Origin of the sequence: Clostridium sulfidigenes (genome assembly GCF_052067195.1) — a bacterium.
Lineage (GTDB): Bacteria > Bacillota > Clostridia > Clostridiales > Clostridiaceae > Clostridium_J > Clostridium_J sulfidigenes.
The window spans coordinates 221894-239876 of sequence record NZ_JBQHQR010000003.1 but is presented as its reverse complement, the minus strand read 5'-3'; the positions used below and the strand labels follow the sequence as shown (position 1 = coordinate 239876).

General features: G+C 29.2%; 19 protein-coding genes. All 19 read right to left on the bottom strand.

Annotated features, from left to right (window positions below):
* Positions 1-77: 77 nt before the first annotated feature.
* Positions 78-1307 (bottom strand): S41 family peptidase, encoded by a 1230-nt coding sequence (locus tag ACTNBA_RS05010; RefSeq protein WP_035132172.1) that lies wholly within the window; start codon positions 1305-1307, stop codon positions 78-80.
* A gap of 164 nt (positions 1308-1471) precedes the next feature.
* The gene (gene ftsX / locus ACTNBA_RS05005) at positions 1472-2365 is read right to left on the bottom strand and encodes a permease-like cell division protein FtsX (protein ID WP_441072893.1); all 894 of its coding nucleotides are present in this window, start codon (positions 2363-2365) and stop codon (positions 1472-1474) included.
* Entirely contained in the window at positions 2355-3041 is a 687-nt protein-coding gene (ftsE, locus tag ACTNBA_RS05000; RefSeq protein WP_035132175.1) for a cell division ATP-binding protein FtsE, read from the bottom strand. The genes ftsX and ftsE overlap by 11 nt, the downstream gene beginning before the upstream one ends.
* Positions 3042-3212: 171 nt before the next feature.
* On the bottom strand, positions 3213-3590 hold the full coding sequence (locus tag ACTNBA_RS04995; RefSeq protein ID WP_441072892.1) for a hypothetical protein: 378 nt from the start codon (positions 3588-3590) through the stop codon (positions 3213-3215).
* Between the two features lie 116 nt (positions 3591-3706).
* A complete protein-coding gene (locus ACTNBA_RS04990) occupies positions 3707-4645 on the bottom strand; it encodes a transketolase family protein (RefSeq protein WP_441072891.1) in 939 nt (312 codons plus the stop codon).
* On the bottom strand, positions 4645-5472 hold the full coding sequence (locus tag ACTNBA_RS04985) for a transketolase (RefSeq protein WP_035132181.1): 828 nt from the start codon (positions 5470-5472) through the stop codon (positions 4645-4647). Before ACTNBA_RS04985 ends, ACTNBA_RS04990 begins: the two co-directional genes overlap by 1 nt.
* Before the next feature lie 363 nt (positions 5473-5835).
* Positions 5836-6189 carry a type II toxin-antitoxin system PemK/MazF family toxin gene (locus ACTNBA_RS04980; RefSeq protein ID WP_035132183.1) on the bottom strand — a complete coding sequence of 118 codons (354 nt, stop codon included), beginning with the start codon at positions 6187-6189 and terminating at the stop codon, positions 5836-5838.
* 15 nt (positions 6190-6204) lie between these two features.
* Positions 6205-6468 carry a hypothetical protein gene (locus ACTNBA_RS04975; protein ID WP_051823997.1) on the bottom strand — a complete coding sequence of 88 codons (264 nt, stop codon included), beginning with the start codon at positions 6466-6468 and terminating at the stop codon, positions 6205-6207.
* 126 nt (positions 6469-6594) lie between these two features.
* Positions 6595-7758, bottom strand: coding sequence for an alanine racemase (gene alr / locus ACTNBA_RS04970; RefSeq protein WP_441072890.1), 1164 nt, complete (start codon positions 7756-7758; stop codon positions 6595-6597).
* 84 nt (positions 7759-7842) lie between these two features.
* A complete protein-coding gene (locus tag ACTNBA_RS04965; protein WP_346873746.1) occupies positions 7843-8460 on the bottom strand; it encodes a germination lipoprotein GerS-related protein in 618 nt (205 codons plus the stop codon).
* A 98-nt stretch (positions 8461-8558) separates the two neighbouring features.
* Complete coding sequence (locus ACTNBA_RS04960) at positions 8559-9461, bottom strand: NAD(P)H-hydrate dehydratase (protein WP_441072889.1); 903 nt, start codon at positions 9459-9461, stop codon at positions 8559-8561.
* Between the two features lies 1 nt (position 9462).
* Positions 9463-9837: a holo-ACP synthase gene (locus ACTNBA_RS04955; RefSeq protein WP_346873761.1), complete on the bottom strand. Its 375-nt coding sequence runs from the start codon at positions 9835-9837 to the stop codon at positions 9463-9465.
* A gap of 203 nt (positions 9838-10040) precedes the next feature.
* Positions 10041-10388 (bottom strand): DUF6514 family protein, encoded by a 348-nt coding sequence (locus ACTNBA_RS04950; protein WP_346847687.1) that lies wholly within the window; start codon positions 10386-10388, stop codon positions 10041-10043.
* Between the two features lie 271 nt (positions 10389-10659).
* A complete protein-coding gene (locus ACTNBA_RS04945; protein ID WP_441072888.1) occupies positions 10660-11925 on the bottom strand; it encodes a hypothetical protein in 1266 nt (421 codons plus the stop codon).
* Entirely contained in the window at positions 11925-13052 is a 1128-nt protein-coding gene (locus ACTNBA_RS04940) for a DUF58 domain-containing protein (RefSeq protein WP_441072887.1), read from the bottom strand. The genes ACTNBA_RS04945 and ACTNBA_RS04940 overlap by 1 nt, the downstream gene beginning before the upstream one ends.
* A gap of 9 nt (positions 13053-13061) precedes the next feature.
* The gene (locus tag ACTNBA_RS04935) at positions 13062-14012 is read right to left on the bottom strand and encodes an AAA family ATPase (RefSeq protein ID WP_051824000.1); all 951 of its coding nucleotides are present in this window, start codon (positions 14010-14012) and stop codon (positions 13062-13064) included.
* A gap of 317 nt (positions 14013-14329) precedes the next feature.
* A complete protein-coding gene (locus tag ACTNBA_RS04930; protein ID WP_035132193.1) occupies positions 14330-14671 on the bottom strand; it encodes a single-stranded DNA-binding protein in 342 nt (113 codons plus the stop codon).
* 151 nt (positions 14672-14822) lie between these two features.
* Positions 14823-16862 (bottom strand): PAS domain-containing sensor histidine kinase, encoded by a 2040-nt coding sequence (locus ACTNBA_RS04925; protein WP_441072886.1) that lies wholly within the window; start codon positions 16860-16862, stop codon positions 14823-14825.
* A gap of 233 nt (positions 16863-17095) precedes the next feature.
* Positions 17096-17971: a UTP--glucose-1-phosphate uridylyltransferase GalU gene (gene galU, locus ACTNBA_RS04920; protein WP_346873739.1), complete on the bottom strand. Its 876-nt coding sequence runs from the start codon at positions 17969-17971 to the stop codon at positions 17096-17098.
* Between the last annotated feature and the right edge of the window lie 12 nt (positions 17972-17983).

The window sequence follows — 17983 nt, the reverse complement described above, 5'->3', positions numbered from 1 at the left end:
TTCTATATGTTAACTTATTTTAATTAGTATTTATTATAATAAAAATACTAATATCTATTATAATACCCTATATTTTATTACTTAATCTTTTCTTTTGCCACTTCCAAAGCCTTTTCAAATTGAGGATCTACTGATTTATCATAGGCTTTCCCTTTTAGTTCTTCTGGATACTCAACTAAAATATCTGGCTCTATTCCTATACCATGGATATTCTGCCCATTAGGAGTATAGTATTTTGATATAGTAACCTTCAATGCAGTTCCATCTCTAAATCCATCTCTATCCCTATAAAAAGTTGTTTGAACAACACCCTTACCAAAAGTCTTAGTACCTACTAAAGTTCCTAACTTATAGTCTTTTATAGCTCCTGTAAATATTTCTGAAGCACTTGCACTCCCCTCATCTATTAATATAGTAAGTGGTAGTCCTTCAGCAATTCCACCTACAGAATTATAATCCTTCCTATTTCCATTCTTATCTTCCGTATAAACTATATTCTTATTCTTAGGAATAAATTGTGAACACATATTCACAGTTTGATCTAATAATCCTCCTGGATTTTCTCTTAGGTCTACTATTAAACTCTTCATTCCTTTTGAGTTTAAATCTTTAATTGCGTTTTCAAAATTGCTAGATGTATTTTCATCAAACATAGTTACCTGAATATATCCTACTTGACTATCAATCATTTCTTTTTTTACAGTTATCATTTCTATTTCATCTCTTACAGCTTTAACATTAAAAGAACCTTTGTTTTCCCTAGATAAAGTAAGTTCTACAGCTTCTCCTTTTTCACCTTTCATAGTTTTCACTGCTTTTTCTAAGTCCTTGCCTTCAACCTTTGTACCATTTACGCTTTCAATTATATCCCCTGAAAGTATTCCCACTTTTTCTGCAGGTGAATTTTCAAAGGTAGCTACTACAACTATCTTATCTTCCTTAACTCCTACCTGTATTCCTAATCCAACATAATTTCCTTCTGTTTGAGAATAGAAGTCTTTAAACTCTTCGGCATTCATATATGTTGTATATGGATCTCCTACAGCTTCTGTCATTCCCGCTGCTGCTCCATCTATAAGTTTATTAATATCAATTTCACCCAAATAATATCTATCTAGTTTATCTTTTATAGTATATAACTTTTCAAAGTCTACTATATTTTCATATGTTTTTCTACTAACTATAACTTTACCATCTGGTAACTTAAAAGATATATAGTTAGATAATCCTAAAGTAATTAAATTTGTCACTATCAAAAGAGCCACTATACCCGTTACTCTTTTCCATTTATTTTTCTTACCATCCATAAAAATCACCCTCTCATTCTCATATATTTATTATTACTTTTTATCCCCGATAATAATACTATGAAATTTAAATTATTTTATTAATCCTTTCTATTACCAATATATTATATTATACACAAATAAGACTAAGAAATAAATTCTTAGTCTTATTTGTTCTTTATAATTTAAACTTTTAAGAATTTTCTCATGGATATTATACTTCCAATAGCACCTATGAAAACTCCACATCCTAGGAATTCCCAAATAATCACCTTCAATATATAAGAAATACCTACTAAATCAAATCCAAATAGTGTATCGGCACTTAAATTATTAATTATAATAGCATATATGAAGCCTAGTGCTAATACTGAAATGGCTGCTCCAAATATTCCAAGTATCATACCTTCTATTATAAATGGCCATCTAATAAACCAATCAGTAGCTCCTACATACTTCATTATTCCTATTTCCTTTTGTCTCGTAAACACTGTAATTTTTATGGTATTTCCTATTAAGAATAGAGAAATCATAATAAAAACTACAAATGCTACTGCAGCTCCTATTTTAAATGAATCTGTAAGCTTAGAAATTTTTGCAATTATGGATCTTGCATCTTTTATCTCATCAATACCATCCATATCTTTAATACCACTTACAACTTTATCTACTACTAGCGGCTCTTTAACATTTACCGTAAAGGAAGCTGGGAATGGATTATTGTCCTCAAATCCAGATGTTAACTGACCCAATTCATCATTCATTTGTTCCTTTACATCCTTCAAAGCATCATCCTTGCTTTGAAAAGTTATATTATCAATACCTTCTACTTCTTTAATTTTATTCTCTATAGCATTTTTATTATTATCACTTATACCCTCTTTTAAGTAGATTTTCACCTCAACCATGGATCCTAATTGCGTAATTAATTTATCTGCATTAGCAACTCCTAGTGTTATAGCTCCTAATAAAAAAAGTGTAGCTGTTACTGTAGCTATAGATGCTATACTTAAAGTTTTATTTCTTTTTATACTTTTAAGTGCTTCCTTAAATGAATATTTAAAAGAATCAAATTTCATAACCATATTTCCCCCTTTCCTCATCTCTGGCAATAACACCCTTCTCAATAGCTATAACTCTCTTTTTCATAGAGTCAACTATGTCTCTTGCATGGGTTGCCATAACAATGGTAGTTCCTGCTCTACTAATATCACTTAAAATATCCATAATTTCTAATGAAGTTTCAGGATCTAGGTTACCTGTTGGTTCATCAGCAATTAATAATGATGGACTATTTACTATAGCTCTAGCTATAGATACTCTTTGTTGTTCTCCACCTGATAACTCTGTAGGTAAAGCATCTCTCTTTTTTGATAATCCTACCATTGAAAGCACTGCTGGAACCTTTTTTTGTATATCCTTTTCGCTTGATCCTATAACTCTTAGTGCAAAAGCTACATTATCAAATACATTCAAACTTTGTATCAATCTAAAATCTTGAAACACTACTCCAATTTTTCTTCTATAATAAGGCACTTCTTTCCTTGTTAGCTTTGTTAAATCTGATCCTGCAACTATAACCGAACCCGCTGTTGGATCAACTTCTTTTAATAACATCTTTATAAAGGTAGATTTTCCTGCTCCACTTGGGCCTACTAAGAAAACAAATTCACCCTGGTCAATATGTACATTTAAATTAGATAAAGCTAGTACATTGTTATTATAAACCTTAGTAACATTTTTAAAATCTATCATAATTATTAACTCTCCTCGACTTTTTACTTTTTATCTGTGTATATTATAACATAAAAATTTAAAATGCAAGTCCTACATAAGTTAAAAAATAATAAATTCTTATTTTTCTTCATGAAAAAAGAGTGGAAACATATATATTTTTTTCCACTCATGCTTCTTTATGTATGTTAACTACACATATAAGTTGTGAATTAGTATATCATATACCAAAAAATATGTTGCTAATAATGCAAAGGTGCAGAATATAGTTCCTACTAAACCAAATTTATAAAGATATTGTCTCCAAGTTTTCTCATAGCTTAAAGGTCTCAATAACTTTGTCGGTTGTAAAAATGCTAATGCTGATACAAATAATCCTCCACAAGAAAATATAATTCCTGTATTTCTTATTGCCCTAAGTATTCGATAAAGGTCCATAGCTTGACCTTTAATTAATAGATATATACAACTAATAACTATACCTAAGACTACGGGTATAATGACTAATTTTAAAGACAATTTAAAACAAAAGACTACATCACTCATATATCCTTTAACATCTTGTTTCATCTATAACGCTCTCCTTAGTAAATCGAATTTTCAAATTATTTATAAATTATATCATAGGCTATAAAAAAAAGAAACCTAAGATATCCTTAGATTTCTTCCCTATTTAATTTTATTGTTTATTTCATACTAATTCCAGTCTTAACTGCTTTAACTATATCTACGGCAGTTAATCCATAAGCTTTTAATAATTCTGCAGGCTTACCACTTTCACCAAAAGTATCCTTTATTCCAACTCTTAAAACTGTAGCTGGACAATGTGTAGTTACTACTTCTGCCACTGCTGAACCAAGGCCACCTATGATACTATGCTCTTCTGCTGTAACTATAAGATTTGTTTCTCTTGCAGCTTTTGTTATTAATTCTTCGTCTATAGGCTTTATTGTATGTATATTAATAACTCTAACTCTTATGCCTTCTTCAGCCAAAATATTGTACGCTTCTAATGCTGCCTCTACCATAATTCCAGTTGCAACTATAGTAGCATCTTTTCCATCTCTTAAAGTTATTCCTTTACCAATTTCAAACTTATAATCTTCATTATCATTTATTATAGGTACTGCACTTCTACCAAGTCTAACATAGCAAGGACCTTCATATTTTATTATAGCTTCTATTACTGCTTCAGCCTCAATTCCATCACTTGGACTAATTACTACCATATTAGGTATACTTCTCATTAATGAAATATCCTCTACAGATTGGTGAGAAGCACCATCTTCTCCTACTGTTAGACCAGCATGAGTAGCACATACCTTTACATTTAGTTTAGGGTAACATATAGAATTTCTTATTTGTTCAAAAGCTCTTCCTGTTGCAAATATAGCAAAAGTAGATGCAAAAGGAATTTTCCCACAAGCTGCCATTCCTGCTGCCACAGTCATCATATTACCTTCAGCAATTCCCATATTAATAAATCTCTCTGGGCATACAGCCTTAAAATCAGCAGTTTTAGTAGACTTAGATAAGTCTGCATCAAGAACTACTATATTTTCATTTTCTTTACCTATTCTTGCTAATGCTTTTCCATAGGCTTCTCTAGTTGCAACACTTTTCATTATTCTTCTCCCCCTATCTCTTTTAATGCTATTTCACATTGCTCTTTACTTGGAGCTGAACCATGCCAACCTGCCTGATTCTCCATAAAAGATACACCTTTTCCTTTAATTGTTTTACAAACTATCATTGTAGGCTTATCTTTTACTCCTTTTCCAGCTTCTATAGCATCTTTTATCTTAACTAAGTCATGACCATCTTCTAAATAAATCACATTCCATCCAAATGCTACAAACTTATCTGCTATAGGATTAGGATTCATAACCTTATCAATATCTCCATCTATTTGAAGTCCATTATAATCTACAAAAGCTGTTAAATTATCTAGTTTGTAATGAGCTGCACACATCGCTGCTTCCCAAACTTGACCTTCCTCTAATTCTCCATCTCCTAGTAGGGTATATACTCTATATGAGCTATTATCAAGCTTTCCTGCTAGTGCCATACCTACCGCAGCGGAAACTCCTTGACCTAATGAACCTGTAGACATATCTACTCCTGGTATGTAATTCATATTTGGATGACCTTGTAGCATTGCTCCAGTTTTTCTTAATTTCATAAGTTCTTCTTTATTAAAGAAACCCTTCTCCGCAAGAGCTGCATATAAAACTGGTGCAGCATGACCTTTTGATAATACAAATCTATCTCTATTAGGATTCTTAGAGTCTTCTACATCAATATTCATTTCATTAAAATATAATGTAGTAATGATTTCTACAGCTGATAGAGAACCGCCTGGGTGACCAGATGCTGACTCTGTTACCATCTTTATAATATCTTTTCTTAAAACTTTCGCTATATTCTCTAATGCTATTAATGACTTTTCCATTGCTTATCCCTCCCTGATTTTCTTCTAAACTCATTATATCAATAATTTATTTATTCTCAACTATTTAGTTGAAATTTTCCTTTTATCAATACATTTCATTATAAGAAATCTCCAATAATTATTAATATATTATTCACCTTACACTTCAATTAAATACAACTATCCTTCTATGATTATAAAAGTAATAAATACTTTATATTTTTTTGTCCATCTACCGATTTAATTTAAAAGGAGCTATTTCAAAATAATTCACTAATCTTTATAAAATGTTAAGTTTCACTAAAATATTGTTGTTAGTGCATACTCCACATCCAATTAAGATTTAGTGTATTTTGAAACAGCCCCTTAATATTAAGTTTATTTTTACATTTTTAAATCTAAACTAATTTTAAGAGCAACATCAACTTTAATCATATCTTCATCGGTCATATGACCTATCTTTTCTTTTAATCTTCTTTTGTCTAAAGTTCTAACTTGCTCTAGCAAAACTACCGAGTCTTTATTTAATCCGTATTCTTCAGAAGAAATCTCTACATGAGTTGGAAGTTTTGCCTTATTTATCTGAGAGGTTATAGCTGAAACTATCACAGTTGGACTATATCTATTTCCCACATCATTTTGTATAATTATTACAGGTCTTATTCCACCCTGTTCTGATCCAACCACTGGGCTTAAATCAGCATAAAATATATCGCCTCTCTTTATAACAATTGTCATTAGGCATTCACACTCCTAAAGGCTAGCTTCATATTCACTTAAGTCATTAATATAACTCTCAAAGCCATATTCTGATAATTCTAAATTTAATTCTCTCATAGCTAAATATCCTTGTTTCATTTTCTCTATATAGCTATTACTATTATAGCCTTCACTATATACTATTCCATAATCCATAATTAATTTACTATTTGTTATAAATTGTTTTTTATCTACATCATTAAATTTTTCACAAAAACTACTACCAAAATTCAGAATAAATTTCTTTGAGCTACCCATGGATTTCATTACCTCCAATTTAAATAACAACTTTATGTACAACTTAATTATAAATCATCAATTGTTATTATGTCAAAGAAATTATCCTCAATTTCTACTTTTTACAACATTTTTTTATACTTTTTACTATACGTAGTTTCTTACGCTGAGAATTTTACCATCTTTTGTATATATTCTTGGAATTCTCTTACTTATATCACAAATTACTTCATAATTGACCGTGCCTATAGATTCTGCTATATCATCTGCTGTTATAACATTCCCTCTATTATCTTTTCCAATTAATATAACTTCATCCCCAATTTTCACACCAGATACATCTGTTACATCTATCATACATTGATCCATACAAATACGACCTACAACAGGTACTACTTTGCCATTCACAATTACTTTAGCTATCCCTGTTAATGCTCTTGAAATGCCATCTGCATATCCTATAGGAAGAGTTCCAATTATCCGTTCTGCAGGTGCTTTATACAATCTACCATAGCTTACATAATCGCCTTCCTGTATTATTTTCAAATGAACAATTTTACACTTTAACGACATAACAGGTATTAAGTTAACATTATTTTTATTAACATACTTGGAAGGATAATATCCATAAAGCATAATACCAGCTCTAACTCCATCATATGGTAAGTCAGGAAAATCTATTATAGCAGCACTATTGCTTACATGTTTAAATGGTATAATTACACCTAATTCTTCAAGATATTTATTAAATATATTAAATTTTTCAATTTGAAAATTAGCATAAGTTTTATCTTTCTCATCAGCAGTAGCAAAATGAGTAAATATTCCTACAATTCTTACTCCTTTTAACTTAGTTATCCTATGTACTTCTCTAGCCTGCTCCCTCGTTGTTAAAAATCCAATCCTCCCCATACCTGTATCTACAGCTATATGAATTTTAGCTATACTATTCTTCTTTACAGCTATGTCTGAAAGTATTTTAGCATCTTCATAATCATATATAGTTTGCTCTAGGTTTAGATCAATAACTTCATCATAAAATTCCTTTGGTGTATATCCCAATATAATAATAGGAATTTCCACACCAGCTTTTCTTAGTTCTACAGCTTCTGTAACAATAGCTACTGCAAATCTATTTATACCTTCATCAATCATAGACTTATATATATCTATAGCTCCATGGCCATATCCGTCAGCTTTTATTGTAGCAATTATTTCCTTCCCCTCTGAAACCCTTTTTACTTCCCTTACATTATTCCTTAAAGCATCTAAATCCACTTCTGCCCAAGAGGGTCTTATCTTTTTTCCCATATTACTCACCTTGCTCACCTTTCCAGTTGTCAAGAACTACCTCATAGTAAATACTAGATTCGCTCTTACTGTTTTGTATCATTGTTATAAATCTAACTCCACATCTTCAACCTTATCAGTCCAGTTAAAGTTTTCATAAGTATATATAATTCTTTCTCTACCTTTATTATCATAGATTATTATTTTCTTCGGTCTATTATTTTTAATATCATAAAATAAGCTACCTTGGCAAATGTTGTTATTACTTCCAGGAATCACTGTTGTTATCACAAAGCACTCACTATTATTTATTGTTTCAGTTTCAAATTCTAATTCTTCATTTGTATATATTAATCCTATATATTCACCAATAAATCCATATTTAAATACTTCATCAAACCCTTTATCTAAGGTATACTCTTTGATATTCTCCTTATCTTTAACAAGTATCTCATCGCCTTTAAAAGTAAAAGATCTCTTATCCTTTAAATCCAGTTTATATCCTATATCTTTTTTATAGGTTTGAAACCCTTCATACTTATTTGTTTCTCTGTCATTTACGACCTCTATAGTTATATCACTCTTATAGGCTTTAATCTCACTTAAGGAATCAATTACATTATACTCATCTAAAGTCCTTGTTCTTCCTTTAATGAATAAAGCCACTGCAATGGTTAGGCATATAGCTATAATAAATAGTGTATAAGTTAGTCTTTTTTTCATAAATTCCTCCAATTACTTATTACACTATATGTTTATTATAGTTTTCTACTCTCTATAACCATATTTATTTTATTATAATCCACAGTTATTTCTATGTATCAATTACTATCCAAAATTTCTTTTATTCCAAAAGGTAATTCTTCTATAATATGGGTAGCATTGACACAAAACATATTCTCTGCTAGCCTATCACCACAATATCCATGTATAAATGTAGCAATGCATGTAGCTTCTAGAGCATCATATCCCTGAGCAATAAATGAAGTTATAATTCCTGTCAAAGTATCTCCCATTCCACCTGATGCCATTGCACTATTTCCTGTAGTATTCTCAAAAACCTGTGTTCCATCAGTTATTACAGTTCTATGGTCCTTTAATAAAACTATTACATCATACTCATAAGCAAAATTCCTTGCTACTTCTACCCTATTTTCTTTTATTTCATCAACAGATAATCCAGTTAATCTTGCCATCTCTCCATAATGAGGTGTTAATATAATGCTATTATTTTTACTATGAAGCAATTCAAGTTTTCCCTGTAGTACATTGAGTCCATCCGCATCTATTACAATAGGGCATTCTGCATTTTCAATCATACTTTTCACTATATTAAAAGTTAACTTAGTATTTCCCATTCCTGGTCCAATAGCAATACAATTAGACTTAACCATAATATTACCTATTTTTTCACTTTGTTCAAAATTGATTGTCATAGCCTCATTTAACTTTATGCTCATTATTTCCTGTATTTCTTTAGGAACGCAAAGGGTCACTAATCCAGCGCCACTTCTTACTGCACTTTGAGTAGTAAGATATGCAGCACCAGAAAAACCCATAGAGCCAGCTAATATAAATGCTTGTCCATAATCTCCTTTGTAGGTATCATCATCTCTAGCTTTTAATATACTTTGTATCATTTCCTTATCCATTTGTATGGCCCTATGTTTAAATCCTATAAACCCTAATCTATTACTTTTTAATTTATCAAAAGGATTTACCATATTAAACGACCTCCAAAACAGCATAGGCAATAGCACTATCGCATCCGTGAGAAATACTCAGATGAATAGTTGTATTCCCATTCTTGTTAGCAATATTTTTTGCCTGCCCTTCTAATGTGACTGTAGGTTTACCAAGAGTAGTACTATCTACTATTATATCTCTGAAGTTGAATCCTCTAAATCCTGTTCCTAGTGCTTTTGAAACCGCTTCCTTTGCAGCAAACCTACCTGCTACATATTCCGGCCTTAAATTCCTAGTTTTCAAATATTGTATTTCTTTACTTGTAAATATTTTTTCTAAAAACTTTTCATTTCTTTCCATTACATCTTTTATACGTCTTATTTCAACTATATCTACTCCAACTCCTACTATCACCATCTCACCTCCAAACCTAAATATTTCATATACTTATAATTAAATTATAAACATATTTTTACATCTTTAATTTTAATAAATAAATAGGTTAATATCAACTATAACTTATATATATATGAAAGTATATGATGATAATATTTTCAATTATCATATTAATTAAGTTTAACTTTATAAACTACTCATATAAATAATAATAGTTATAATTAATTTGCTATTGCTTGTACAAGTTCGTCAAAATCAGCATAATATGCCTCTATATATTCTTCTATAATATCTATAAGATGTATTGGTGAGACTACATTATTTTTTAATAATCCCAGAAGTTCACTTCCCTTATATCTATTAGGAGTTATACATTCTACATGTTCTTTGTATTGCTTTACATGTTTGCCTTTATTTTTCACTTCACTTTCTATTTCTACACCATATACATCTATAACCCTTCTTTCACCATTCATATGGACCTCTAATTCTGATTGAATTAAATTATAAGTGTATTCTATAGTATTCTCTTCACATACCATGTTAGATTTCAATGTCTCAATTATCATAAAAGCACCCCCAAATAATGTAAAACCATTTATAGCAATAAAACTACAACATTTTATTGCCTAAAGAAATTGTATCACTATATAAAAAAATAATGTGTAAATTCTTGTAGGCAACAATAATATATTCCCCCTCAAAATTTACACCTTATTTCACAAAATTACTTATTCTTTACAGTTATACAAAACTATTTGTTATTGTTAATATATCAGTGGATAAAATGTTAATATTATGTGAGTTTTCTTGTCTTTTATTGTAGATTAATTTTTCTTGTCACTTTTTTATATTTTTATTGATGTTATCCACATACTTTTCCACTTTTTGTTCATAAGACTTGTTTATAATATGTGTGGAAAACTTTGCTTCATTATACATATTAGTAACTTCATCAACTTCCATACAGTTATCCACTTTTATCTTAACAATATTACCAAGTTGTCTTGGAGTCATGTATGTCTTAAAAATCTCTTTTTTATTTGCAACTTCTACAAACTCACTATACTTATATAAAACTTCTTCCCTAGGGGTACCCTTCTTTCTAAATATTTTTTTGATTTTATCTATAACTTTTTTATAACCAGGATCCTTTTGCTCAATCTCTTCAATTATTTCAGTATAACCATCATCTCTATTTAAATTAGTACCTTTTATTATTTTTCTTATGATACTAGTTACAATTAATATTAATATTATTGTAACTATAACCTTCATTATAAATATAAATGTGGGACTTGCTGTTACCATTTCTGGCGTTAATTCTTTTATATTTTGGGGATTTTTACTACCTGAATCTATTCTTCCAAATATATCTTCTAAAGCTCCTCGTCTTTCAGTAAATAGTTTTTGTAAAGCATTAAAAATCCAAGTCATTGGAATTCCAATAATTTTTACTATTACATCTATTATTAATTCAGTTATAAATTCAATTCCTCCATATAAAATTGAAACTATCTTCACAAATATATTATAAAAAAACTCCTGTGTAGTTAATAATGCCACTGAAATTAGAGATATATTTATAATTTTGTTGGCTTTTGAACTTTTTATATTATAGCAATATCCCATAGTTTCTCTCATAGTAATAACCATTAAAATGAGATATATAATTATACCTCTAAATACAATTCCTGCATAAATAGGCTTGAACATACTACAGATAATTGATGCTATAAAAATATAAGAAATTCCATTTATAAAAATATTTTTATACCTATCATAGTTTATATTTTCATTAGTTTCTCTAAGTAAAACAGCACTGATTAACGCTACAAATATTATATCTACAATGGCAATTATTATTTCTTGACTAAATACTTCAAAAATAATAATTGGGATTAAAGAAAATGCAATACAAGTCTCTGCCTTCTTACCTTTTCTTAGTAAATATTTACTAGTTAATATAGATATCATCATTAAAATGAATATTGAAAATTTCATATCCTTAGAAAATATAAGAGCTGTTACTATCATCCAAACAATAGATGTTAGCATACTGAATGTTATATCATAATAAAGCCTAACTTGTTCAGACCAACTCATTACTTCATCTCCCCCTTATATGAAATTTTATCAATCCCTTTGATATTTTTAATTCTGTTTTCTCTAGAAACATCTATAATCTTTATTTTATAACCCTTTGCCACTAGAATATTTAAAATCCTAATATCTTTTTCATTTAAATAAGTAGTAATTAATACATAGGTACAACTTTTATCAAAATAAGGCATTCTACTCTTTAAGTATTCATTAAGTTCATATTTTACAGCAAGATATATTCTAGTACAAAACTCCAATATCCTATTAAAACTTCCTACCTTCGGCTCAATCTCATTTACAGAATTTTCATTACAGTAAATCAAATGTGCATTACTCCAAATACCTGTTGGGATACTTTCTTTAGATGCTTTTGCAGCTAATGCAACTGCAATATCTATAGATGTTTCTATAATCTCTTCATCTATATAATTACAACAAGGATCTCCACATTGTGTATTAAGGATTATAACCATCTGTTGTTCTGAAGTATAATCATAGTCCTTAACCATAAGCTTATCTGCCTTTAATGAAGTTTTCCAATGAATATCCTTCATTCTATCTTCAACGTTATACTCTCTTACTCCTTTTATATACAAAGGATCCTTATGTATCCATCTCCTTACTGTATTATCTCCTAAAAAATTTGTCACATCAAATCTAAAGCTTCCTATGGATTTTACCTTAGGATAAATTAAAATTTCAATATAATCATTCTGCTCTCTACTTTTAATATTTAGTCCCAACATATCCCCTATAAAAATATTCATGCACTTTATTATGTAAGCTCCTCTTTTTTTTCCTACTAAAGTATAAGTTCTACTTTTCCTTTGAAATTTACCCATTACATACTTGCATATGTGCCAATTATCATTTCCATATTTGTAAGTAGAAACTTCGCCAACAAATCTTAATTCAACAGGTATTCTTTCTTCCACCACCAAGAATAGAACGGGCATTCTTTTATTGTTTTCTACTTTCATAGTTATTGTAAATTCTTCGCCCACAGTTACCCTATCTGGTTTTATTTCCCTATACACCTTTAAGTTTTCATACCCTTTTTCAGTAATAAAACTCATTATATTTACCAGTATAATTACAATTGCTGCAAAAACAAATATTTGAAGTATCATAATACACCTCTATTGCCTATCTATTGGAGTTTCTATAGTTGCGAGAATGTTTTGTATAACTCTTTCACTCTTCTCACTGCCACTATTTATTTCGCTTTTCAAGATAATTCTATGGCTCATTATAGGTACTGCAAGCTCTTTCACATCTTCAAGAATCACATAATCTCTTTCTCTAATAGCAGCTAATGCTTGACAACCTTTCATAAGATTTAATGTAGCTCTAGGACTACATCCCAATTCTATTTCACTGTTAGTTCTAGTAGCATTGACTAAATCTACTATGTATCTTCTTATTTCATCACTAACATGAACTTTATTATAATTCTCTTGAACATAGTTTATTTCTTCTATAGTTATAGCAGACTCTAGGGAGTCTAGTGGATCTTTTCCTATAAACCTATCCATCATTTTTATTTCTTCATCATAGCTTGGATACCCCATAGATAGTCTCATAAAAAATCTATCTAATTGAGCTTCTGGTAACGGGAATGTACCAAATTGTTCTACTGGATTTTGAGTTGCTATAACAAAGAATGGCCTCTTTAACTTTATCGTATTTCCTTCTACTGTTATCTGTCTCTCTTCCATACACTCAAGTAAAGCAGATTGTGTTCTTGGCGTAGCTCTATTTATTTCGTCAGCTAAAACAATTTGACTTAGAAGAGGTCCTTCTCTAAATTCAAACTCTTTTGATTGTTGATTATAAAAATATATTCCTGTTAAGTCCGAAGGTAATAAGTCTGGTGTAAATTGAATTCTTTTAAAGCTACAATTCATAGTTTTTGACAATGTTTTGCATAGTTTAGTCTTTCCAAGTCCTGGAACATCTTCTAATAATACATGACCAGAAGTTATAAATGATACTATTATTTTATCAATTATATGCTCTTTACCAATTATAACTTTAGATATGTTTTCCATTGCTTTCTCTCTAAATACTTTAAATTTTTCAAGCTCCATAATAAACCCCTCTACCCTTATATTTTGCTTAACTTTAATCTATATTTCATACCTAAAATTTACCATTTTAAATAAGATTAAAGTTTTGCCTTATGAATTTATTATACTCTTAATATGCCTATTATCCAAATATTTTTAATATACTAACCTGTGACTTTTTAATAAATAAATATTTTTTTACTTATTATTAATTAATTTAAAAAAGCCTACTCTATTGTGATATTACAATAGAGTAGGCTTTACTGATTAAAAATATTGTTTAGATTGTTATACACATATATGCGATTTACTAAAATAACAATTTAAGTCATGTAGATTTAACCAATTTCTTCTTTAGGTTTCTTAGTATTCATGAACTGAAATTCATCTGCTATAACTTCTGATATGTACTTTTTCTGTCCATCTTCACCTTCATAATGCCTACTTTGAAGTCTACCAGTTACACTAATAACACTTCCTTTAATTAGATATTCATTAACAATTTCGGCTTTCTTTCCTCTTAATACTACTGGAATGAAATCTACATGTTTTTCTCCCGATGCAGTTTTATAAGGTCTATCTACAGCCAAAACCAATCTAGTAAAAACCTTACTACTATCTTCAAAAACTTTAATTTCAGGGTCTCGTGTCAATCTACCAACTAAAACTATTCTATTCATCATATACCTCCAAAAAAACATATCATTTTTTGTAATTTTACCCATGAATATATTTTTTAAACATATTATTAAAAATATCTTAACCATTCTTTTAATGTATGAAAAATAAAATGCTATTGGAACAACTATTCCAATAGCATTTTAAATATTCTTATCTATATATATCTGAAAACTCAATTTTTATTCTTTCTAAATTATATTTATCAGCATGATATAGATTTGTTGAACAAAATTGATTTTTAGAAAGAATGTTTGGAAGTTCTACAATAAATTCACTTCCTCCATTAACAATACTTTTTACATATGTCTTTCCACCATGATTTTCAACTATAGATTTTACTAGGGATAATCCTATTCCACTCCCCTCGTGAGATCTGGTAAATAGATCCTCACCTTGCACAAATCTATCAAATATCTTTTCCTGAAGTTCTTCTGGAATACCAATTCCATTATCCTTCACTGAAATTTGAACCTTGTCCCCTAAATCATGAATAGATACCATAATAGTTCCGTCATCCTTAGAAAATTTAACTGCATTTGATAATAGGTTTAATATTATTCTTTCTATATTTTCTCTATCAATTCCTATAATTTTTTCTTCAACATCAGTATCGAATATTAAAGTCATACCTTTACTTTCCACATACTCTACTGCAGCCATAGTTATATCCTCTACTATAGCTACTATATCATAATTGCCAAAATTCATTTTTAAGTTACCTACATCAATTCTAGTAACATCTATTAAGTTATTTATTAGTCTTAATAGCCTATAGCTATTTACTTTCATTAAATCTAGATATCTATCCAATTGCTCATCATTTTTATCTTTATAATTGTATTGCAATACTTGTACAGTACTTAATATTATATTCAATGGTGTTTTTAGCTCATGGGACATATTAGATATAAATTCAGTTTTTAACTTATCATATTTTATAGCTTGTTCCAATTTAACTTTATTTAATTGAGCCTTTTTGCGTTCTGTAACTTCTTGAATTAAAAACACTACAGATCTTCCATAACTAAAATTTATTCCGAAACTTGCAATCTCAGCATCTATTAGTGCTCCATATTCCCTTCTAACTTTAACTTCCTTAAATTCTGTAGATTTTCCTCTAAATTGAGCATCAAAATACATTTCTTTAACTACATCTTTATATTCTTCATCTACTATATCTATATAGGATAAATTTTTTAATTCATCTATACCGTTAAGTCCTAAAATATTAACTAAAGCCTCATTACCTATTTCAAGCTTACCATCAGAATATATAACCATACCAAAGGGTAAAAGTTTAAGAAGCTCAACATAATTATCCCTATTGCTTATTACTGCTTCCTCTACTTTTATTCTTCTTGTTATATCCCTAATTAAAAATATAGAATATATATCATTATCATTCACAAAACACATGGGTGTAACTTCACAATAAACAATGCTCCCATCTTCTCTAATAAACTTTCTTTCTACTATGTTCAAACTAGAATTATATTTAGAATACTGTTTTTTCAAAAATTCATCATTATATTGTATAGAATCTAACTTAATTATTTCAAAAATACTTTTACCTAAAAAGGTATCACTTTTTGGGTCTCCAATTATATCCATAGCAACTTTATTTATATAACTAATTCTATTTTCCTTTTCTATTACAATTCCAGTGGTACTATTAGCAAAAATAGCTTTATAAAAATTTATATTTAAGTCTATTTCTTTTGTTGAGATGAAGGCTTCATCCTCGTCTTTATCTACTACAATATATTTAAATTCTTCATGCTCCTCTAATTTGCTATTGTCTTTATTGATAACTTCTGATTTAAAATGGAGATTATTACTTACTATATTTTTCAACAACATTAAGGTGCCTTCACTATTACCAACTTTTATACTTCTAAAAACTAATTCTATTTCTATTTCTTTATATATTCTTGTATCTATACTTGCACGAATTCTCTCACTTCTATCATTTTTTATAAAATCCTTTACATCAAAGACACCACTCTTCAACGTAGAGAACTTTATCATTGTGTTTATATCCAACTCTTCAATTGAATCAATACTTTGAACTCCTAAAAATTCTAACGCTCCTTCATTGCAGTATTTAATTTCATTATTACTATCTATAACTATAATAGGTTCCGAAATGTTGTTGTAAAACTCCAAATCTTCCTTATTCTTAAACTCCATTATTTATCCTCCAATTTTAACGTTACTCAATGTACCACTTAATCATTTTACACTAAAATTAATACTTTTTTTACTACATTTTTCTACTATTATTCTACATTTTTTTCTTGACAGGTTAATGAGAATAAGTCTCCGTACCTCTTCTGAGTAAAAATAATAAAATTTGATATATAAAATAAAAACTGATATATATCATTGGGATTATATACCAGTTTTTATACTTTATTATTAAATTATATATGCTTTAAATTAAATTTTTCTTCCAAAAATTTTTTAAAGTTATCTTGTAAATCTTGTCTTTTTAAAGCAAATTCCACTGTAGCTTCTAAAAATCCTAATTTATCACCTACATCGTATCTTCTACCTTCAAAAATATAAGCATGCATACTTTCCTTTTCCATTAGAGTTTTTAAACCATCAGTTAATTGTATTTCATTTCCTTTTCCTGGTTTAGTATCTTCTAGTATGTCAAATATTTCAGGAGTTATAATATATCTACCTAAAATAGCCACATTAGATGGCGCTTCTTCAACCTTTGGCTTTTCCACTAAGTCCTTAACTACATACTCTCTATCATTAATTTTATCGCCTTTTACAATTCCATATTTATTTACATTTTCTTTGGCTACTTCTTGAACTCCTAAAATTGAAGTACCATGCTTATCATAAGCATCCATTAATTGCTTTAAACAAGGAACTTCACTATCTACTATGTCATCTCCTAGCATAACTGCAAAGGGTTCGTCTCCAACAAAAGCTTTAGCACAACTTATGGCATGGCCTAACCCCTTTGGATTCTTTTGCCTAATATAATGGATATTAGCCATGTTAGTTGACTTATGGACTAACTCTAAAAGTTCCTTCTTCCCGTCTCTCTCAAGATTCATTTCTAGCTCTACAGCTCTATCAAAATGATCTTCTATAGCTTTTTTATTTCTACCTGTTATTATAAGTATTTCTTCTATACCTGAAGCCACAGCCTCTTCTACTATATACTCTATAGTAGGTCTATCTACAATTGGAATCATCTCTTTAGGCACCGCTTTTGTAGCTGGCAAGAATCTAGTTCCTAAACCTGCTGCTGGAATTATAGCCTTTCTAACCTTCATCTCATACCCTCC

Excerpts from the sequence above, each read along its gene's own strand:
- ACTNBA_RS05010 (WP_035132172.1), bottom strand. The coding sequence starts at position 1,307 with ATGGATGGTAAGAAAAATAAATGGAAAAGAGTAACGGGTATAGTGGCT.
- ftsX (WP_441072893.1), bottom strand. The coding sequence starts at position 2,365 with ATGAAATTTGATTCTTTTAAATATTCATTTAAGGAAGCACTTAAAAGT.
- ftsE (WP_035132175.1), bottom strand. The coding sequence starts at position 3,041 with ATGATAGATTTTAAAAATGTTACTAAGGTTTATAATAACAATGTACTA.
- ACTNBA_RS04995 (WP_441072892.1), bottom strand. The coding sequence starts at position 3,590 with ATGAAACAAGATGTTAAAGGATATATGAGTGATGTAGTCTTTTGTTTT.
- ACTNBA_RS04990 (WP_441072891.1), bottom strand. The coding sequence starts at position 4,645 with ATGAAAAGTGTTGCAACTAGAGAAGCCTATGGAAAAGCATTAGCAAGA.
- ACTNBA_RS04985 (WP_035132181.1), bottom strand. The coding sequence starts at position 5,472 with ATGGAAAAGTCATTAATAGCATTAGAGAATATAGCGAAAGTTTTAAGA.
- ACTNBA_RS04980 (WP_035132183.1), bottom strand. The coding sequence starts at position 6,189 with ATGACAATTGTTATAAAGAGAGGCGATATATTTTATGCTGATTTAAGC.
- ACTNBA_RS04975 (WP_051823997.1), bottom strand. The coding sequence starts at position 6,468 with ATGGGTAGCTCAAAGAAATTTATTCTGAATTTTGGTAGTAGTTTTTGT.
- alr (WP_441072890.1), bottom strand. The coding sequence starts at position 7,758 with ATGGGAAAAAAGATAAGACCCTCTTGGGCAGAAGTGGATTTAGATGCT.
- ACTNBA_RS04965 (WP_346873746.1), bottom strand. The coding sequence starts at position 8,460 with ATGAAAAAAAGACTAACTTATACACTATTTATTATAGCTATATGCCTA.
- ACTNBA_RS04960 (WP_441072889.1), bottom strand. The coding sequence starts at position 9,461 with ATGGTAAATCCTTTTGATAAATTAAAAAGTAATAGATTAGGGTTTATA.
- ACTNBA_RS04950 (WP_346847687.1), bottom strand. The coding sequence starts at position 10,388 with ATGATAATTGAGACATTGAAATCTAACATGGTATGTGAAGAGAATACT.
- ACTNBA_RS04945 (WP_441072888.1), bottom strand. The coding sequence starts at position 11,925 with ATGAGTTGGTCTGAACAAGTTAGGCTTTATTATGATATAACATTCAGT.
- ACTNBA_RS04940 (WP_441072887.1), bottom strand. The coding sequence starts at position 13,052 with ATGATACTTCAAATATTTGTTTTTGCAGCAATTGTAATTATACTGGTA.
- ACTNBA_RS04935 (WP_051824000.1), bottom strand. The coding sequence starts at position 14,012 with ATGGAGCTTGAAAAATTTAAAGTATTTAGAGAGAAAGCAATGGAAAAC.
- ACTNBA_RS04930 (WP_035132193.1), bottom strand. The coding sequence starts at position 14,671 with ATGAATAGAATAGTTTTAGTTGGTAGATTGACACGAGACCCTGAAATT.
- ACTNBA_RS04925 (WP_441072886.1), bottom strand. The coding sequence starts at position 16,862 with ATGGAGTTTAAGAATAAGGAAGATTTGGAGTTTTACAACAACATTTCG.
- galU (WP_346873739.1), bottom strand. The coding sequence starts at position 17,971 with ATGAAGGTTAGAAAGGCTATAATTCCAGCAGCAGGTTTAGGAACTAGA.